We start from the raw sequence: 17,605 nt of genomic DNA on the forward strand, positions 1-17,605 counted from the left end.
CGAGACGGTCCCGACAAGGCGAAACGGGCCCGGTCAAAAGACCGGGCCCCCTCGCTTTCCCCCCTCCGTCAGGGCTTCCCGATCCCCCCGGATCCCCCCGGAAGCGCCCGACGCCAGATATGACCCGGCAGGGCACCGAACGGTTGCACGCCTTGACGATCTCTTTACCGTGGCGGCAAAAAGCCTTCTCAGCAGGCGTGTTCGGCGTAGCGGGCAGCGACCTCCGCGAGGGCTGCGGCGCCGTCGCGGGCCCAGAGGGCCTCGTTGAAGATCTCCACCTCGATGGGGCCGTCGAAGCCGGTGGCCTCGACGTGTGAGCGGAACGCGCGGAAGTCCACCGCGCCGTCTCCGAGTTGGCCCCGGCCGAGCAGGACTCCGGCCGGAAGTGGGGTGATCCAGTCGGCGAGTTGGAAGGAGTGGATGCGGCCGGCCGCGCCCGCGCGGGCGATCTGGGCGGGCGCCTGGTCGTCCCACCAGATGTGGTACGTGTCGACGACCACCCCGACCTGGTCGGCGGGGAAGCGTTCCGCGATGTCCAGGGCCTGGGAGAGCGTGGAGACGACGCAGCGGTCCGAGGCGAACATCGGGTGCAGCGGTTCGATCGCGAGACGTACGCCGCGCTCGGCCGCGTACGGCGCGAGTTGCCCCAGGGCGTCCGCGATGCGTTCGCGGGCGCCGTGCAGATCCTTGCTGCCCGCCGGGAGGCCGCCGGAGACGAGGACCAGGGTGTCGGTGGACAGGGCCGCCGCCTCGTCGATCGCGGCGCGGTTGTCGTCCAGGGCGCGGGCCCGTTCCGCCGGGTCGAGCGCGGTGAAGAAGCCGCCCCGGCAGAGGCTGGTGACGGACAGGCCGGAGTCGGACAGGAGTTGAGCGGTGCGCTCGATGCCGTACTCCTGCACGGGGGCCCGCCACAGGCCGACCTTGTCGATGCCCGCCTTGACGCAGCCCTCGGCCAGCTCGGGCAGCGACCACTGCTTGATGGTCTCCTGGTTGATGGAGAGACGGCCGTCGCTCATCGGGTGCCTCCGTTGACCGTGAGCAGCGCGCGCATCCGGGATTCGGCCAGCTCCGGGTCGGGGAACAGGCCCAGCCGGTCCGCGAGTTCGTACGACTTCGCCAGGTGCGGCAGCGAGCGGGCGGACTGGAGGCCGCCGACCATCGTGAAGTGGTCCTGGTGGCCGGCCAGCCAGGCGAGGAACACCACGCCCGTCTTGTAGAAGCGGGTGGGTGCCCGGAAGAGGTGGCGGGCCAGCTCGACCGTCGGGTCGAGGAGGGCCCGGAAGCCCTGGACGTCCCCGGTGTCCAGGACCCGTACCGCGTGCGCGGCCAGCGGGCCGAGCGGGTCGAAGATGCCGAGCAGGGCGTGGCTGAAGCCCTGGTCGTCGCCCGCGATCAGCTCGGGGTAGTTGAAGTCGTCGCCGGTGTAGCAGCGGACCCCGCCGGGCAGGCGGCGGCGTACGTCGATCTCGCGCTCGGCGTCCAGGAGCGAGATCTTGATCCCGTCGACCTTGTCCGGGTGCTCGGCGATGACCTTGAGGAACGTGTCGGTGGCGGCGTCGAGGTCCGGGGAGCCCCAGTAGCCCTCCAGCGCGGGGTCGAACATCGGGCCGAGCCAGTGCAGGACGACCGGTTCGGTGGCCTGGCGCAGCAGGTGTGCGTACGTCTCCAGGTAGTCCTCGGGGCCGTTCGCCGCGGCGGCGAGGGCGCGGGAGGCCATCAGGATGGCCTGGGCGCCGCTCTCCTCGACCAGGGCGAGCTGCTCCTCGTACGCGGACCGTACCTGCGCGAGCGTGGCGGGCCCGGCGGGCAGCTGGTCGGTGCCGACGCCGCACGCGATCCGGCCGCCGACCGCCTTCGCCTCGGCGGCGGAGCGACGGATCAGTTCGGCCGCGCCGGCCCAGTCGAGGCCCATGCCGCGCTGGGCGGTGTCCATGGCTTCGGCGACGCCGAGTCCGTGCGACCAGAGGTGGCGGCGGAAGGCGAGGGTGGCGTCCCAGTCGACGGCCGCGGGGTCGTCGGGGCTGATGTCGGCGTACGGGTCGGCGACCACGTGGGCGGCGGAGAAGACCGTACGGGAGGCGAGCGGTGCCCCGCCGGGGGCGGAGAGGTCGAGCGGGGTGGTGCGGGGCTCGTAAGGGCCCTGCGGGAGGTGGATGGTCACAGGATCAGCTCCGATGCGCCGTGCGCGGGGTGGATCGTCACAGGACCGACTCCGGTGCCGTACGCGGGCTGGATCGTCACAGGACCGACTCCGGTGCCGTACGCGGGGTGGATCGTCACAGCGCCAGCTCCGGGACGTCGAAGCGGCGGCCCTCGGCGGACGACTTCAGGCCCAGCTCGGCGAGCTGGACCCCGCGGGCACCCGCCATCAGGTCCCAGGTGTACGGCTCGTCGAGCGCGATGTGGCGCAGGAAGAGCTCCCACTGGGCCTTGAAACCGTTGTCGAAGACGGCGTTGTCCGGGACTTCCTGCCACTGGTCGCGGAACGGCTCGGTGACCGGGAGGTCCGGGTTCCAGACCGGCTTGGGGGTGGCCGAGCGGTGCTGGACGCGGCAGTTGCGAAGGCCCGCGACGGCGGAGCCGTGGGTGCCGTCCACCTGGAACTCGACGAGCTCGTCGCGGTTGACGCGGACCGTCCAGGAGGAGTTGATCTGGGCGACGGCGCCGCTCTCCAGCTGGAAGATGCCGTACGCGGCATCGTCCGCGGTGGCGGCGTAGGGCTTGCCCTGCTCGTCCCAGCGCTGCGGGATGTGCGTCTGGACGTGCGCCTGGACGGTGGCGACCCGGCCGAACAGCTCGTGGAGCACGTACTCCCAGTGCGGGAACATGTCGACGACGATGCCGCCGCCGTCCTCGGCGCGGTAGTTCCAGGACGGGCGCTGGGCCTCCTGCCAGTCCCCCTCGAAGACCCAGTAGCCGAACTCGCCGCGCACGGAGAGGATCTCGCCGAAGAAGCCGCCGTCGATGAGGCGCTTCAGCTTCAGCAGACCCGGCAGGAAGATCTTGTCCTGGACGACGCCGTGCTTGATCCCGGCGTCGCGGGCCAGCCGGGCCAGCTCCAGGGCGCCGTCGACGTCCGTGGCGGTCGGCTTCTCGGTGTAGATGTGCTTGCCCGCGGCGATCGCCTTCTTGATCGCCTCTACGCGGGCCGAGGTGACCTGGGCGTCGAAGTAGATGTCGATGGTCTCGTCCGCGAGGACCGCGTCGAGGTCGGTCGACCACTCGGTCAGGCCGTGCCGCGCGGCGAGCTCCTCCAGGGCGTGGGCGCGGCGGCCGACGAGAACCGGCTCGGGCCACAGCACGTCGCCGTCGCCGAGATCGAGGCCGCCCTGCTCCCGGATCGCGAGGATCGAGCGCACCAGGTGCTGCCGGTACCCCATGCGACCCGTGACGCCGTTCATGGCGATGCGCACTGTCCTGCGTGTCACGAAAGTTCCTCCTACAGCCTTAGCAAGCGCTTTCTATGTCGTATGACGCTAACCTGCCGACAGCGGCCCGGACAAGAGGGGGCGCGCCGACAACTCCTCTCACTCCTCATCACCCTCGGAGGGAAGCGATGACAGTCACCCTGGCCGACGTGGCGGCTCGCGCCCGGGTGTCCCCGGCCACCGTCTCCCGTGTGCTGAACGGCAACTACCCGGTGGCCGCGTCCACCCGGGAGCGGGTCCTGCGCGCGGTGGACGACCTCGACTATGTGCTCAACGGACCGGCCAGCTCGCTCGCGGCCGCCACGTCCGACCTCGTCGGCATCCTCGTCAACGACATCGCCGACCCGTTCTTCGGGATCATGGCGGGCGCGGCGCAGACGGAGATCGGCGGTCCGGGTGACGGCTCCGGGCGGGCCGGCGGCGAGAAGCTCGCCGTCATCTGCAACACCGGCGGCTCCCCCGAGCGCGAACTGACCTATCTCACCCTGCTCCAGCGCCAGCGTGCCGCCGCCGTCGTCCTCACCGGCGGCGCGTTGGAGGACCCGGAGCACCAGGCGGCGATCTCCGCCAAGCTGGCGAAGCTCGCGGACGCGGGCACCCGGGTGGTGCTGTGCGGGCGCCCCCCGCTGCCGGACAGCGAGGCGGTCGTGGCCGCGCTCGCCTTCGACAACCGGGGCGGCGGGCGTCGGCTCACCGAGCATCTGCTGTCGCTCGGCCACCGGCGGATCGGCTATGTCGCGGGCCCGTTGGAGCGGACGACGACCCGCCACCGGCTCGAAGGCCACCTCGACGCGATGAGGGCGGCGGGACTCGGCGACGGGGCGGGTGCCGGGGAGCAGGAACGCCTCACCGTCCATGGCCCCTACGACCGCCGCTCCGGCTACGAAGCCACCCTCGAACTCCTGCGCCGCGAACCGGAGGTGACGGCGATCGTCGCCGCCAACGACACCGTGGCCCTGGGTGCGGGCGCGGCGATCCGGGACCGCGGTCTCCGCATCCCCGAGGACGTCTCGGTGGCGGGCTTCGACGATCTGCCGTTCTCCGTGGACGCGGTCCCGGCGCTGACGACCGTACGCCTGCCGCTCTTCGAGGCGGGGGCGCGGGCGGGGCGGCTGGCGATGGGCAAGGAGGCCCCGCCGCCGGGGGGCATCGCGACGATCGCGGCGGAGCTGATGGTGCGGGGGTCGACGGCGCCGCCGCGGGTGTGACCCGCGCGAGGCGGCCTCCGGACGGGCTCTCGCGCTTCCGCTGTCCCCGGCCCCGGGGCCGGGGTTGCCGATGCGTCATGCCCCGGGCCCATGATGTGCCGGGCTGCTGTCCGGTGCGTACGGTGCGGTGGCACGTACCGATGGAAGGAACCACACACGTGAAGCTCGCTTTCTCGACCCTCGGAGTGCCGGGGATGCCGATGGCCGACGTCGTCCGGCTCACCGCGGAGCACGGCTATCAGGGAGTGGAGCTGCGCGCCCACCCCGAGGAGCCGGTCCACCCGGGCATCTCGGCGCCCGAACGGGCCGCTGTCGTCGAGGAGTTCAGGAAGGGCGGCGTCGAGATCCTGACCGTCGCCGGGTATGTCCGGGCCGGGGGCGAGGGGGAGGACCGGCCGGCGCTGGACGAGCTCGCCGGGCTGGTGGAGCTGGCCCACGACCTGGGGGCCCGGAACGTGCGGGTCTTCCCGGGCGGCGACGGCCAGGACCCCGCCGTGGCCGACGCGACCGCCGCCCGCCGGCTGGGCGCCGCCGCTCCGCACGCCGCGGACCTGGGCGTACGCATCCTGCTGGAGACCCACGACTCGCACCGGGCGGGGGCCGACGTGGCCCGGGTGGTGGGGGCGGTGGGGCACGGCAGCATCGGTGCGCTGTGGGACATCATGCACACCTGGCTGGCGGGCGAGGAGCCGGCCACGAGCCATGCGGTGCTGGCCCCGCACCTGGGGTACGTACAGGTGAAGGACATCGCGTCGGCCGAGGACACCACGCCGCTGACACTGGGCACGGGGGTGCTGCCGCTGCGGGAGTGCCTGGACACCCTGGACGCGGACAGCTGGGTCTGCTGGGAGTACGAGAAGCGCTGGTACCCGGGGGCCGCGGAGCTGCCGGGGCTGCTGGCCGCCGGGCGGGAGTATCTGCTGGGGCCGGGCGCGCCGAAGCCGTAGGACGCGCAAGCGGCAGGGCGGGCGGGACCGTTCAGCGCGCCCGCGTCGGCGCCGGCCGCGACTCCGGGGAATCCGGAGTATCCGGGGCATCCGTGACCGCGGGCCGGGGCCGGCGCGCCCCCGCCAGCGAGGTGAGGGCCACCCCGCCGACCAGGAGAGCCGCCGCGCACCATCGCAGCGGGCTCACCGACTCGCCGAGGAACAGCGCGGCCGAGGACATCCCGAAGACCGGGACGAGCAGGGTGAACGGGGCCACCGACGAGGCCGGGTGGTGGCGCAGCAGGAAGCCCCAGGCCCCGAAGCCGAAGACGGTGGTGATCCAGGCGACGTAGACGATGATTGCGGCCCCGCTCCAGTCGAGCGCGGCCAGGGCGTCGGCGTCGCGGTCCCAGCCCTCGAAGACGAGGGAGAGGCCGAGCAGCGGGAGCACGGGCACGGTCGATACCCACACCATGAAGTTGAGGGAGTCGGGCGGGGCGGCCTTGCGGGTCAACACGTTGGACACACCCCAGCAGGCCGCCGCCGCGATCACCAGGACGAAGGCGAGCACGGGTCCGCCCGCGCCCTCGTCGACCGCCGCCACCCCGATGCCCGCGAGAGCCACCCCCATCCCCAACACCCGTATCCTGCCCGGCCGTTCGCCGAGGGCGAGCGCCGCGAAGAGAGCCGTGAACACCGCCTGCACCTGGAGCACGAGGGAGGAGAGACCGGCAGGCATCCCGCGGTCCATGCCGATGAAGAGCAGGCCGAACTTCGCCACTCCGAGGACGAGCCCGACGCCGGCGATCCACTTCCAGGCGACCTTGGGCCGGCCGACGAAGAAGACCGCGGGCAGCGCGGCGACCAGGAAGCGCAGGGCGGAGAAGAGCAGCGGCGGGAAGTGCCCGAGGCCGACCTCGATGACGACGAAATTGACACCCCAGACGGCGGCCACCAGGGCGGCCAGGGCGATGTGGAGGGGACGCATGCACCGAGGATCACCCGAGCCGACCATGTAGCACCAGCACGGATTTCTTCATGGTGGAATTGAGCGTTGCTGACCAATCACCAAGGGCCGGAGGTTCCGGTGCTCGATCTGTCCCGGCTGCGCGCCCTGCACGCCGTCTCCGTCCATGGCTCCGTCGCGGGCGCCGCCGCCGCGCTCGGCTACACCCCGTCGGCGGTCTCGCAGCAGATCACGAAGCTGGAGCGGGAGACCCGTACGACCCTTCTCGAACGGCGCGGGCGCGGCGTCGCGCTGACCGAGGAGGCGCTCCATCTCGCCACCACCGCCCAGCAGTTGCTGGCGATCGTGGAGCGCGCGGAGACGACGCTGGAGGAGCGCAGGGGGCTGCCGACGGGGCGGCTGTCGATCGGCGCGTTCGCGTCCGCGGCGCGTGGGCTGCTGCCCGGTGTGCTGGCCGGGCTGGACCGGGACCATCCGGCGCTGGAGGTCCGGCTGACCGAGGTCGATCCGCATCTCTCGGTCGATCTGGTGGCCAAGGGCGTGATCGATCTGGCGGTCGCGCACGACTGGGACATCGCCCCGCTGCCCGCCCCGCAGGGCGTGGCGCAGGCGGTGATCGGTGACGACCCGTGCGATCTGCTGGTGCCGGCGGGCCATCGGCTCGCCGGACGGGAGGCGGTGCGGCGCGAGGAGCTGGCGAAAGAGCGATGGATCTGCCAGCCGCCCGGGACGGTCTGCCACGACTGGCTCGTACGGACGCTGCGCGCGGCGGGATACGAGCCGGACATCCGGCACCGGGCTGAGGAGAACCACACGCAGCTGGCCCTGCTCGCCGCCGGCCTCGGGGTCGCGTTGATCCCGCGCCTGGGGCGGGGGCCGCTGCCGCCCGGGGTGGTCGCGGTGCCGCTCGATCCCGTGCCGGTGCGTCGGCTGTACGCGCTGTGGCGTACGGAGGCGGCCCGGCGGCCCTCGATCACGGCGGCGGTGTCGGCGCTCCAGGCCCATGGGACCGCGGTGGGGCTGAGGACGTAACGGAACCCCGGCGCCGCGGCCCCTGCCACCGAGCTCCTCCGGCGCCATGCCTCGGCACCGCGTCCCCCTGACGCCGCACCCCGTGCATCACGCTCCCGGCGCCGCGGCCCCGGGTACCGGACGGGCTCAAAACGGTCCGAGCCCTTGACCGGAAGTTATTTTCTGGATATCCGTGCTCCTTGGAAGTTACTTTCACCACCGTTTCTTTCACCACCTCTCGTCCCCGAGTACGGCCGAAGGAGCTCACGTGCACCACCGCACCTCCAGACGCACCCTCCTCACCGCCACCGCCGCGACCGCCGCGGCCGCCGTCACGGGCGGCGTCGTCGCCCCCGGCGCCGTCGCCGCCCAGCGGTCCGCGAGCAGCGGACAGAGCAGCGGGCAGCAGAACTCAGCAGCCGCCACCAAGCGCCTCAAGGGCCTCATCTCCCGGATGAGCCTGGAGGAGAAGGTCGGACAGCTCTTCGTGATGCGGGTGTACGGGCACTCCGCCACGGAACCCGACCAGGCCGACATCGACGCCAACCTGGCCGAGATCGGGGTCCGTACGGCCGCCGAGATGATCGCGAAGTACCACGTCGGCGGGATCATCTACTTCGCCTGGGCGCACAACACCCGCGACCCGCACCAGATCGCCGACCTGTCCAACGGCATCCAGCGCGCCGGTCTCGCCGGCCCCACTCCCCTGCCGCTCCTCGTCTCCACCGACCAGGAGCACGGCATCGTCTGCCGCGTCGGCGAGCCCGCCACCCTGATGCCGGGCGCGATGGCGCTGGGCGCGGGCGGCTCGCGCTCCGACGCCCGCCGGGCCGGGCAGATCGCGGGCGCCGAACTGGCCGCGATCGGTATCAACCAGAACTACGCCCCGGACGCCGACGTCAACGTCAACCCGGCCAACCCGGTTATCGGCGTACGCTCCTTCGGCTCCGACCCGCAGTCGGTGGCCGGGATGGTCGCGGCGCAGGTGAAGGGGTATCAGAGCAGCGGCATCGCCTCGACGGCCAAGCACTTCCCGGGCCACGGCGACACCAGCACCGACAGCCACACCGGCCTGCCGGTCATCGGCCACACCCGGCAGCAGTGGGCGGAGCTGGACGAGCCGCCGTTCCGGGCCGCGATCGCCGCGGGCATCGACTCGATCATGACCGCGCACATCGTCGTCCCGGCGCTGGACCCGGCCGAGGACCCGGCGACGCTGTCCCGCCCGATCCTCACCGGCATCCTGCGCGAGGAACTGGGTTACGACGGTGTCGTGGTGACCGACTCGCTCGGCATGGAGGGCGTGCGGACGAAGTACGGCGACGAGCGCGTGCCGGTCCTCGCGCTCCTGGCGGGCGTCGACCAACTGCTCAACCCGCCGGACCTGGACCTCTCCTGGAACGCCGTCCTGGCTGCCGTGAAGAGCGGTGAGATCAGCGAGGCCAGGATCGACGAATCGATCCTGCGGATCCTGCGGCTGAAGACGAAGCTCGGGCTGTTCGACGACCCGTTCGTCAGCCACGCGGGGGTGGACCGTACCGTCGGGACGCGGGCCCACCTCGCCGCCGCCGACCGGATCGCCGAGCGCACCACCACGCTGCTCGCCAACGACGGCGCGGTGCTGCCCTTCTCCCGCCGCTCCCACAAGAACCTCCTCGTGGTCGGCGCCGATCCGGCCTCGCCGTCCGGCACCACCGGACCGCCGACCACCACCCTGGCCACCGCCTTCGGTGAACTGGGCCACTCGGCGACGGCGTTGTCCACCGGCACCGCCCCCACCAAGGCGAAGATCGACGAGGCGGTGGCGGCCGCACGGGGCAAGGACGCGGTGATCGTGGCCACGTACAACGTCTCGGCGAGCAGCTCCCAGCGCACCCTGGTGAGCGCGCTGGCGGCGACCGGCATCCCGGTGATCACGGTCGCGATCCGCAATCCGTACGACATCGCCCAACTGGCCGGGACCGGGTTCGCGGCGAACCTGGCCACGTACTCCTGGACCGACGTCGAACTGCGGGCCGCGGCCCGGGTGATCGCGGGCCGCGCCGAACCGGAGGGCACCCTGCCGGTGCCGGTGCAGCGCGCGGACGATCCGGCGCGGGTGCTGTACCCGGTCGGGTACGGCCTGACGTACTAGTGCCGCGACCGGCAATGTTTGCCCGGCAGGAGCGTGCGTGCTGGGCGGCGCGACGGGGCAAAGCCTGCCGGGAGGGGCACTGAAGATCCGGCGACCGGGAGGGAAGGGGCTGTGCGGGCGCACAGCCCCTTCCTTCTCCTTGGTACGGCTTCGTTCGAGGAACGGTTACGGCCGCAGCCCGCGCTCGTTCATCACGTCCCGCTTGTCGAGCCGTGCGTCGAACGCCGCGAGCGGCTTGGCCTTCGCCGGGTCGTCCCGTACGGCGGCCGGGGTGACGCCCGCCCAGCGCAGGATGGCGGCCGTGGCCTTCGCCTTGTCGTCGTCGGCGAGGCCGGCCACGTTCGAGCCATGGTTGCCGCCCGCCACGGTCATGACATAGCTGTCCCGGGCGCCCGCACCGAGCCGGAAGCGCTCCGCGCCCCACGGGTCGTTCTCCCCGTACACGTACAGCATGTGGTTGGCGTGCTGCTTCACCCAGCTGTCGACGTCGCGCATCACCGACGGCTGGAACTTCATCGGGATGGAGCGCGGCACGTAGTTGCGCGGCGGCTGGTACCCGTACCGGCTGAGGTTGCCGAGCCACGGCTGCTTGATGTTCGGCGAACCGAGCTGGGTGCCCGCCTGGTAGTAGTACGGGGTGTACCTCTCCAGGCCCTGGTCGGCGTAGGCGGAGAAGCCGGAGATCGAGTCGATCGAGTCCCAGATCGCCTGGTCGGGGGCGTTCTTGGCGTCGGCCGGGATGGTGTCGCAGCCGGACAGCAGGCTGTACTGCCAGTACGCCCAGACGTAGTCCATGACGACGGCTTCGTACGCCCGGTCGAGCGAGCCGGTGGTCTCGAAGGTGTAGCCGCGCGCGGCGGCGTACTCCTGGTACTTCTTCTCCAGCGGCTCCCGGCGGACCAGCGCCTCGCGCTGCACACCGTTCAGCCTGTCGCGGCACTCCTTGGTGCCGACGTTCTCGAAGAACCGGTCGTACGCCGAATCCTCCTTGTCGACCACGTCGTTGGGCGCGACGTACGCGACGACGCCGTCCATGTCCTCGGGGTAGAAGCGCTCGAAGTACGTGGCGGTCATGCCGCCCTTGGAGCCGCCGGTGGCCAGCCAGTTCTTGATGTAGATCTGCTTCAGCGCGGTGAAGACGCGGTGCTGGTCACTGGCGGCCTGCCAGATGTCGAGCTTGGACCAGTCGGCGGGCGACGGGCGGGACGGGGTGAAGAACCGGTACTCCAGAGAGACCTGGTTGCCGTCGACGATCCGGGTCGGCTCGGAACGGCTGGGGTTCGTGGAGACGTTGTAGCCGCCGGTGAAGAAGACCGTCGGGCGGGACGTGTCCTTGTGCAGCAGGGTGATGCGCTGCTGGAAGGTGCCCTTGGACGGGTGCCGGTGATCGATCGGCTGGGTGTACTCGAGGACGAAGTATCGGTAGCCGTCGTACGGCTTCTCCTCGATGAGACTCATTCCCGGGATGGCCAGGATGCGGTCCTTGATGTCCGTGCTCGTGCCGCTGTCGCTGCCGACCGTGCTCCGGAACGCGGCCGGTTCCGCAGCGGTGGCCGCCCCGGCCGAGGCACCCGTCGCACTCACCGTGCCGATGAGCACCGCGAGCGACAGGAACCCTCTGAGCGCCTTACGCATACACCCTCCCCATGATTCACAACAGACGCCGTGAACCTAGCGGGGCAACACCTGCGCCGCCAGACCCGTCGGCCCGGGAAAGTCACAGGCCGGGGCCGTCAGCAGAGAATCCAGCCCGTGGAACCGGACTTTCCGGAGATCGTGGCCGAGGCCCGCACGCACCGGTTCAGCGCGTGGACCGTCACCGGGCCGGCCTGTCGGGTGTACCGGCCGCTGTCGACGACGGGGCTGCCGCCGCGCGGTTGGAGCGTCACGGACATCGTCCGGCGCGAGCCCGGCTTGTTGGCGACCGCGACGGCGCAGGCATAGGAGCGGCTCTTGAAGACGCGCAGCTCACCGGTCTTGAACGTGACCGTCTTCGCGGGGCGCCCGGCGCAGACCGTCGCGGCGTCGGCGCTGTTCGCCGCGGTACCGGTCAGCACCAGACCGACGACGGCCACCAACGGCAGGACGAACGGCCACGCAAGCCTCCGGCGTGGTCCGCCCCGTCCATTCCGTCCGCCCTGCCCCTCCCGCCCCTCCCGTCCGGTCCGTCCGTACCCGCCGGCCTTTTCGGTCCCTCTGATCACCAGCAGTCCCATCGTCGGATCGAACACCTACACCCACGCTCGACGCATGTGCGCACATGCGTACGACGCAGGGGGCCATTCGGAGGTTGCATCGGGCGCGTTCCGTCCACCGGGACAACCAAATCGCCACAGCACGGGTCCAACGGGGCAGATCTACATGAAAGGCAGGAACTGTCATGCTCCAACTCCCGGGCGCCCAGGCCCCCCGCGGTCGGCGCGTCATCGGCCGGAAGCTGTTCGCCACCGCTCTCCTCACCGCCGTCACCGCCGTCTCCGTGATCCCCGCCGCCACGGCCGCCCCGCAGGCCCCGGTCGCCGGGGCGCCGGCCCGCAGCGACGCCGGCGCCCCGGCCTTCCAGCAGGTTGCCCACTTCTACGCCGCCTACATCGATGCCGTCACGGCGAAGGGGGGCGGCAAGCTCACCGCCGCCCTGCGGTCGTTCTATCTGACCCCCCAGCTGCGCACCCAACTGGCCACCTGGGAGCGGCGCAACCACGCGGACGGCGTGCTCCGTGCCCAGAACACCCCGCTCGCCTTCCGGGTCACCTCGGGCGACAGCGGCGCGGGTCACACCTGGTCGACGGTGCGGCTCACCTGGAGCAAGGGCAAGCACCCCAGGTACTCGTACCTGACCGTGCGGTCGGACCTGCGGACCTACAAGATCTCCGCCATCGGCGACTGACACCGGGGGCGGGCCCGGCGCTCACACCCCAGCGGGCTCGTCCTCCCCGATGAAGGTGCGCCACAGCACGGCGTAGTGCCCTTCCCTGGCGAGGAGTTCGTCGTGCGTGCCGTCCTCGACGACCCGGCCGTGGTCCATCACCACGACCCGGTCGGCGCGGGCGGCCGTGGTCAGGCGGTGGGCTACGACCAGGGTGGTGCGGCGGCCGGTGAGCCTGTCGGTTGCCTGGTTGACCAGGTCCTCGCTGGCCAGGTCCAGGGAGGCGGTCGCCTCGTCGAGCAACAGGACGTCCGGGTCGACGAGTTCGGCGCGGGCGAGCGCGATCAGCTGGCGCTGGCCGGCCGAGAGGTTGCGGCCCCGCTCGGCCACCTCGTGCAGGTAGCCGCCGTCCAGCGTGGCGATCATGTCGTGGGCGCCGACCGCCCGCGCCGCCGCCTCCACCTCCGCGTCGCCGGCCTCGGGCCGCCCGTACGCGATGGCGTCGCGGACCGTACCGGCGAAGAGGTACGCCTCCTGCGGTACGACCCCGAGCCGGTGCCGGTACGCGGTGAGGTCGAGGCGGCGCAGATCGGTGCCGTCCGCCGTGACCCGGCCGCCCGTCGGGTCGTAGTACCGGGCGACGAGCTTGACGAGGGTGGACTTCCCGGCACCCGTCTCGCCCACGAACGCGACCGTCTGGCCGGCCGGGATCCGCAGGTCGACACCGCTGAGGGCCTCCTCGGCGTCGTCGCCGCTCCCGTACGCGAAGGACACGTCCTCGAAGGCGATCTCGCCGCGCAGCGACAGCACGTCCAGCGGTTCGTCCGGGGCGTCGGTGGTGGTCGGTTCCCGCAGCAGTTCCTGGATACGGCCGAGGGAGACGGCGGCCTGCTGGTAGCCGTCGAAGACCTGGGAGAGCTGCTGCACCGGGGCGAAGAACAGGTCGATGTACAGGAGGTAGGCGACCAGCGCACCGGTGGTGAGCGTGCCGTTGTCGACCCGGCCCGCGCCGACGATCAGGACGGCCGCCGCCGCCACCGACGACAGCAGCTGCACGAACGGGAAGTACACCGAGATCAGCCACTGACCGCGGACCCTGGCCTCGCGGTAGTGGTCACTGCGCGCCGCGAACCGGTCCGCGCCGTCGCGCTCGCGGCGGAACGCCTGCACGATCCGCAGCCCGGAGACGGACTCCTGGAGGTCGGCGTTGACGGCGCTGATGCGCTCCCGGGCCAGTTCGTACGCCTGGACACTCTTGCGGCGGAAGAAGAACGTACCGATGACCAGCACCGGCAGTGTCGCGAAGACGACGAGGGCCAGCTGCACGTCCAGGACGAGCAGCGCGACCATGATGCCGAAGAAGGTGACGACGGAGACGAAGGCCGTGACCAGGCCGGTCTGCAGGAACGTCGACAGCGCGTCCACGTCCGTCGTCATCCGGGTCATGATGCGGCCGGTCAGCTCGCGCTCGTAGTAGTCCAGGCCGAGGCGCTGGAGCTGCGCGAAGATCTTCAGCCGCAGTGAGTACAGCACCCGCTCGCCGGTGCGGCCCGTCATCCGGGTCTCGCCGATCTGGGCGGCCCACTGCACGAGGACGACCACCAGGGCCAGCGCGGACGCCGCCCAGACGGCGCCGAGGGCGAGCTGCGAGACCCCCTTGTCGATGCCGTGCCGGATCAGTACAGGCAGCAGGAGCCCGCCGCCCGCGTCCACCGCCACCAGCGCCAGGCTCACCAGGAGCGGCAGCCCGAAGCCGCGCAGCAGCCTGCGCAGCCCGTAGGACTCCTCGGCGCCGACGGCCCGTGCCTCGTCGATGTCGGGTGTGTCGGTGGCCAGGGGCAGCGCCTCGACCTGGGCGAGCAGCTCGGGGGTGGCGGGCATGCCGGCCGCCCCGGTGTCGCGGGGCTTCTCCTCGCGGACCCACAGGCGGGGGCTGATGCCGCGCGCGGCGTCGAATTCGGCGTCCAGTTCCTCCTGGAGCGCGCGGTCGTCCTCGGGGGTGGTGCCGGCGGTGGTGTTAGGCGGCTGGTGTCCGGGTGAGGTGCCGCCCAGCTCGTCGGGGTCGGTGAGCAGCCGCCGGTAGAGCGCGGAGCGGCGCTCCAGCTCCTCGTGCGTACCGATGTCGGCGAGCCTGCCGTGTTCCAGGACGGCGATCCGGTCGGCGAGGCCGAGGGTGGAGCGGCGGTGGGCGACCAGGAGGGTCGTCCGCCCGGCCATCACCTGGCGCAGCGCCTCGTGGATCTCGTGCTCGACGCGGGCGTCGACGGCGGAGGTGGCGTCGTCGAGGAGGAGCAGCCGGGGGTCGGTGAGGATGGCGCGGGCGAGCGCGACGCGCTGGCGCTGGCCGCCGGAGAGGGTGAGTCCGTGCTCGCCGACCTTGGTGTCGTAGCCCTCGGGCAGGTCCGCGATGAACCGGTCGGCCTGGGCGGTGCGGGCCGCTCCCTCGATCTGTTCCCGGGTGGCGTCCGGGAAGCCGTAGGCGATGTTGGCGCGGATGGTGTCGGAGAACAGGAAGCTGTCCTCCGGTACGAGGCCGATGGCGGCGCGCAGGGACTGCTGGGTCAGCTCGCGGACGTCGTGGCCGCCGACCATGACGGCGCCGTGGGTCACGTCGTAGAAGCGGGGCAGCAGCAGCGAGACGGTGGACTTGCCGCTGCCGGACGCGCCGACGACGGCGACGGTCTCACCGGGCTCGATGGTCAGCGAGAAGCCGTCGAGGACGGGGCGGTCGTCGGCGTAGCCGAACCGTACGTCCTCGAACTCGACGCTCGCGGGGGCGTCGGCCGGGAGTTCCTTGGTGCCGTCCTTCATGGTCGGCTCGGTGTCGATCAGTTCCAGTACGCGTTCGACGCCGGCCCGGGCCTGCTGTCCGACGGTGAGGACCATGGCGAGCATCCGGACCGGGCCGACGAGCTGGGCGAGGTAGGTGGAGAACGCGACGAACGTGCCGAGGGTGATCTCGCCGCGGGTGGCGAGCCAGCCGCCGAGGGCCAGCATCGCGACCTGGCCGAGCGCCGGGACGGCCTGGAGGGCGGGCGTGTAGCGGGCGTTCAGCCGGATCGTCCGCAGCCGCCCGGCGAAGAGCCTGCGCCCGACGTCGCGCAGCTTGCCGGTCTCCTGCTCCTCCTGACCGAACCCCTTGACGACCCGGACCCCGGAGACGGCCCCGTCGACGACTCCGGCGACTGCGGCGGCCTGCCCCTGGGCGTACCAGGTGGCGGGGAAGAGCCGGGCGCGGGAGCGGCGGGCGATGTACCAGAGGGCGGGGGCGACGGCGACCGCGACCAGGGTGAGCAGGGGCGAGAGCCACGCCATGATCACCAGGGAGATGAGGAAGAGCAGCACGTTCCCGATGGTCATCGGGAGCATGAACAGCAGCCCTTGGATCAGCTGGAGGTCGCTGGTGGCACGCCCGACGACCTGCCCGGTGGACAGCTCGTCCTGACGCTTGCCGTCCAGGCGGGTGATCGTCCCGTACATCTCGGTACGGAGATCGTGCTGTACGTCGAGGGCGAGGCGGCCGCCGTAGTAGCGGCGGATGTACGTGGCCACGTACACCAGCACGGCGGCGGCTATGAGGAGCCCGGTCCAGACGGCGAGGGACCGCGTGTGGTCGCCGACGACGTCGTCGATGATCACCTTGGTGATCAGCGGGACGAGGGCCATCACCGCCATGCCGGCGAGCGAGGACCCGAGCGCCAGCAGCACATTGCGCCGGTAGCGCCACGCATAGCCGCTCAGCCGCCGAGCCCAGCCCGGCGCCCGTCCTGCGCCCGCTGTGCCTCTTGCGTCCACAGCGTCTTCTGCGTCCGTCACCGATGCCTCCCCGTTCGACCTGGTCTACCGGATGGCACCAACGCGGTGGGCAGCGGATTTCATCCCGCCGTTACGAAGACGGGTCCTTCGGCGTAGGCGGGTCCGTCATGGGTCCTACCCCATGTTCACTCATATGGTCGAATCCGGAGCAGAGGCGGATTCCCCCGCGAAGACCAGGCCGGGGCCGAGGACGGCCCCGGCCGCGTCGGCTACGACTGCGGCGGCGCGGTGAGCATGCGTACCGCCGGAGCCTCCGGAACCGCGGGCACCGCTTCCTGCGGGGCGGCGGGCGGGGCGATGGTGGAATGGGTGGCGACGGCCGGATTGAGGTCCTTGTGCACGGCGCGGGCGACGGCCTGAATGGTGTTGATGCCGTCGTTCATCGTCTTGTTGTCCTGGGTGAGCACGGTGATCGCGTAGTCGTGCCCCTTGCCCGTGAACGCGCCGATGCTGTGCACCCGCCAGCCGTGGGTGGCACGCGGCAGCCAGCCGTTCTTGACCTGGACGGTCACTCCGGACGGCGCACCGGCGGGTGTGCCCCAGCGCTGGGAGGAGATGACCTTGCGCATCAGGCCCAGTTCGTACGCCCGCGCGTTGTCGCTCAGCACGGAGTTCTTGGCGGTCAGCAGGGTCAGCAGCCGCAGCTCGTCCTGGGCGGTGATCTGCGTGAGACCCCAGTAGCCACCCGAGCCGGGCACGGTGTGCGTCATCCCGGCGGCCTTCAGGAACGCCTTGACCTTCGTCACCCCGAGCTGCTTCCACAGGCTGGTGGTCGCGTTGTTGTCGGACTTCGTGATCATGGCGGTGGCGAGGTTTATCTCACGCTGGGTGAGATAGCGGTTGTGCTTCTTGTTGTCCCACAGGAGCGCCGCCAGCACGGTCGCCTTCACGACACTGGCGGAGTCGTACCTCGTCGTGGCCCGCAGGGAGCAGTTCGTCCTGGTGGTCCGGTCGTAGAGCGCCACGGCCGTCGTGGACTTCCGTCCCTCGATCGCGGCGGCGATGTCCTTCGACAGCTTGGCGGCCAGTCCCGCCTTGCCGGACGTGCAGCTCACCGTCGGTGTCGCGGCGGCGGCGGGCGCGGCTCCGAACGCCACGGGGGCGATCACGCCTGCGGCGAGCGCGGCGGAGAGTGCGGCCTGCGCGCGACGGGACACGTGCGGGCGACGGCCTGTACGAGACTGATCTTTCATGCGGCTTCTCCCCCTGGGCCGATCCGTACGGCGCGCCCCGCGCACCCGTCAGTATC

At 71.6% G+C, this 17,605-nt stretch carries 14 protein-coding genes; 5 read left to right on the forward strand and 9 right to left on the reverse strand.

The features are described 5' to 3' along the window. Positions 1-188: 188 nt before the first annotated feature. Genes OG936_RS11095 through OG936_RS11110 form a run of 4 tightly spaced genes read right to left on the reverse strand, consistent with a single transcriptional unit; the run spans position 189 to position 3,428 of the window. Positions 189-1,016 (reverse strand): sugar phosphate isomerase/epimerase family protein, encoded by an 828-nt coding sequence (locus OG936_RS11095; RefSeq protein ID WP_406494270.1) that lies wholly within the window; start codon positions 1,014-1,016, stop codon positions 189-191. Next, complete coding sequence (locus tag OG936_RS11100) at positions 1,013-2,161, reverse strand: dihydrodipicolinate synthase family protein (RefSeq protein WP_406494272.1); 1,149 nt, start codon at positions 2,159-2,161, stop codon at positions 1,013-1,015. Before OG936_RS11100 ends, OG936_RS11095 begins: the two co-directional genes overlap by 4 nt. Continuing rightward, positions 2,158-2,280 carry a hypothetical protein gene (locus OG936_RS11105; RefSeq protein ID WP_406494274.1) on the reverse strand — a complete coding sequence of 41 codons (123 nt, stop codon included), beginning with the start codon at positions 2,278-2,280 and terminating at the stop codon, positions 2,158-2,160. The genes OG936_RS11100 and OG936_RS11105 overlap by 4 nt, the downstream gene beginning before the upstream one ends. Further along, the gene (locus OG936_RS11110; RefSeq protein WP_406494275.1) at positions 2,277-3,428 is read right to left on the reverse strand and encodes a Gfo/Idh/MocA family protein; all 1,152 of its coding nucleotides are present in this window, start codon (positions 3,426-3,428) and stop codon (positions 2,277-2,279) included. Before OG936_RS11110 ends, OG936_RS11105 begins: the two co-directional genes overlap by 4 nt. A 128-nt stretch (positions 3,429-3,556) precedes the next feature. Here OG936_RS11110 and OG936_RS11115 point away from each other — a divergent pair, with 128 nt between their 5' ends. Together OG936_RS11115 and OG936_RS11120 are read left to right on the forward strand one after the other, a co-directional pair. Further along, a complete protein-coding gene (locus tag OG936_RS11115) occupies positions 3,557-4,636 on the forward strand; it encodes a LacI family DNA-binding transcriptional regulator (RefSeq protein WP_406494277.1) in 1,080 nt (359 codons plus the stop codon). 158 nt (positions 4,637-4,794) lie between these two features. Continuing rightward, complete coding sequence (locus OG936_RS11120) at positions 4,795-5,583, forward strand: sugar phosphate isomerase/epimerase family protein (protein ID WP_406494279.1); 789 nt, start codon at positions 4,795-4,797, stop codon at positions 5,581-5,583. Between the two features lie 31 nt (positions 5,584-5,614). Here OG936_RS11120 and OG936_RS11125 read toward each other — a convergent pair whose 3' ends face one another. Further along, positions 5,615-6,550: an EamA family transporter gene (locus OG936_RS11125; protein ID WP_406494281.1), complete on the reverse strand. Its 936-nt coding sequence runs from the start codon at positions 6,548-6,550 to the stop codon at positions 5,615-5,617. Between the two features lie 99 nt (positions 6,551-6,649). Here OG936_RS11125 and OG936_RS11130 point away from each other — a divergent pair, with 99 nt between their 5' ends. Beyond that, a complete protein-coding gene (locus OG936_RS11130; RefSeq protein WP_383756552.1) occupies positions 6,650-7,561 on the forward strand; it encodes a LysR family transcriptional regulator in 912 nt (303 codons plus the stop codon). A 247-nt stretch (positions 7,562-7,808) separates the two neighbouring features. Then, on the forward strand, positions 7,809-9,674 hold the full coding sequence (locus tag OG936_RS11135) for a glycoside hydrolase family 3 protein (protein ID WP_406494282.1): 1,866 nt from the start codon (positions 7,809-7,811) through the stop codon (positions 9,672-9,674). Between the two features lie 165 nt (positions 9,675-9,839). Here the strand turns inward: OG936_RS11135 and OG936_RS11140 are convergent, their stop codons facing one another. Both OG936_RS11140 and OG936_RS11145 read right to left on the reverse strand, forming a co-directional pair. Beyond that, on the reverse strand, positions 9,840-11,309 hold the full coding sequence (locus OG936_RS11140) for a S28 family serine protease (RefSeq protein WP_406494284.1): 1,470 nt from the start codon (positions 11,307-11,309) through the stop codon (positions 9,840-9,842). A 98-nt stretch (positions 11,310-11,407) separates the two neighbouring features. After that, complete coding sequence (locus OG936_RS11145) at positions 11,408-11,905, reverse strand: hypothetical protein (RefSeq protein ID WP_406494286.1); 498 nt, start codon at positions 11,903-11,905, stop codon at positions 11,408-11,410. A 149-nt stretch (positions 11,906-12,054) separates the two neighbouring features. On the opposite strand from OG936_RS11145, the gene OG936_RS11150 reads away from it, so the two are divergent. Continuing rightward, entirely contained in the window at positions 12,055-12,561 is a 507-nt protein-coding gene (locus OG936_RS11150; RefSeq protein WP_406494287.1) for a hypothetical protein, read from the forward strand. Between the two features lie 21 nt (positions 12,562-12,582). Here OG936_RS11150 and OG936_RS11155 read toward each other — a convergent pair whose 3' ends face one another. Together OG936_RS11155 and OG936_RS11160 are read right to left on the reverse strand one after the other, a co-directional pair. Beyond that, positions 12,583-16,356, reverse strand: a complete 3,774-nt coding sequence (locus OG936_RS11155; protein ID WP_406494289.1) for an ABC transporter ATP-binding protein — start codon at positions 16,354-16,356, stop codon at positions 12,583-12,585. A gap of 209 nt (positions 16,357-16,565) precedes the next feature. Next, a complete protein-coding gene (locus OG936_RS11160; RefSeq protein WP_406494291.1) occupies positions 16,566-17,549 on the reverse strand; it encodes a serine hydrolase in 984 nt (327 codons plus the stop codon). Positions 17,550-17,605 lie beyond the last annotated feature (56 nt).

This window comes from Streptomyces sp. NBC_00846, assembly GCF_045207325.1.
In the GTDB taxonomy this organism is placed as follows: domain Bacteria; phylum Actinomycetota; class Actinomycetes; order Streptomycetales; family Streptomycetaceae; genus Streptomyces.

Coding starts and splice junctions, on each gene's coding strand:
- OG936_RS11140 (WP_406494284.1), bottom strand. CDS start 11,309: ATGCGTAAGGCGCTCAGAGGGTTCCTGTCGCTCGCGGTGCTCATCGGC.
- OG936_RS11115 (WP_406494277.1), top strand. CDS start 3,557: ATGACAGTCACCCTGGCCGACGTGGCGGCTCGCGCCCGGGTGTCCCCG.
- OG936_RS11095 (WP_406494270.1), bottom strand. CDS start 1,016: ATGAGCGACGGCCGTCTCTCCATCAACCAGGAGACCATCAAGCAGTGG.
- OG936_RS11160 (WP_406494291.1), bottom strand. CDS start 17,549: ATGAAAGATCAGTCTCGTACAGGCCGTCGCCCGCACGTGTCCCGTCGC.
- OG936_RS11150 (WP_406494287.1), top strand. CDS start 12,055: ATGCTCCAACTCCCGGGCGCCCAGGCCCCCCGCGGTCGGCGCGTCATC.
- OG936_RS11125 (WP_406494281.1), bottom strand. CDS start 6,550: ATGCGTCCCCTCCACATCGCCCTGGCCGCCCTGGTGGCCGCCGTCTGG.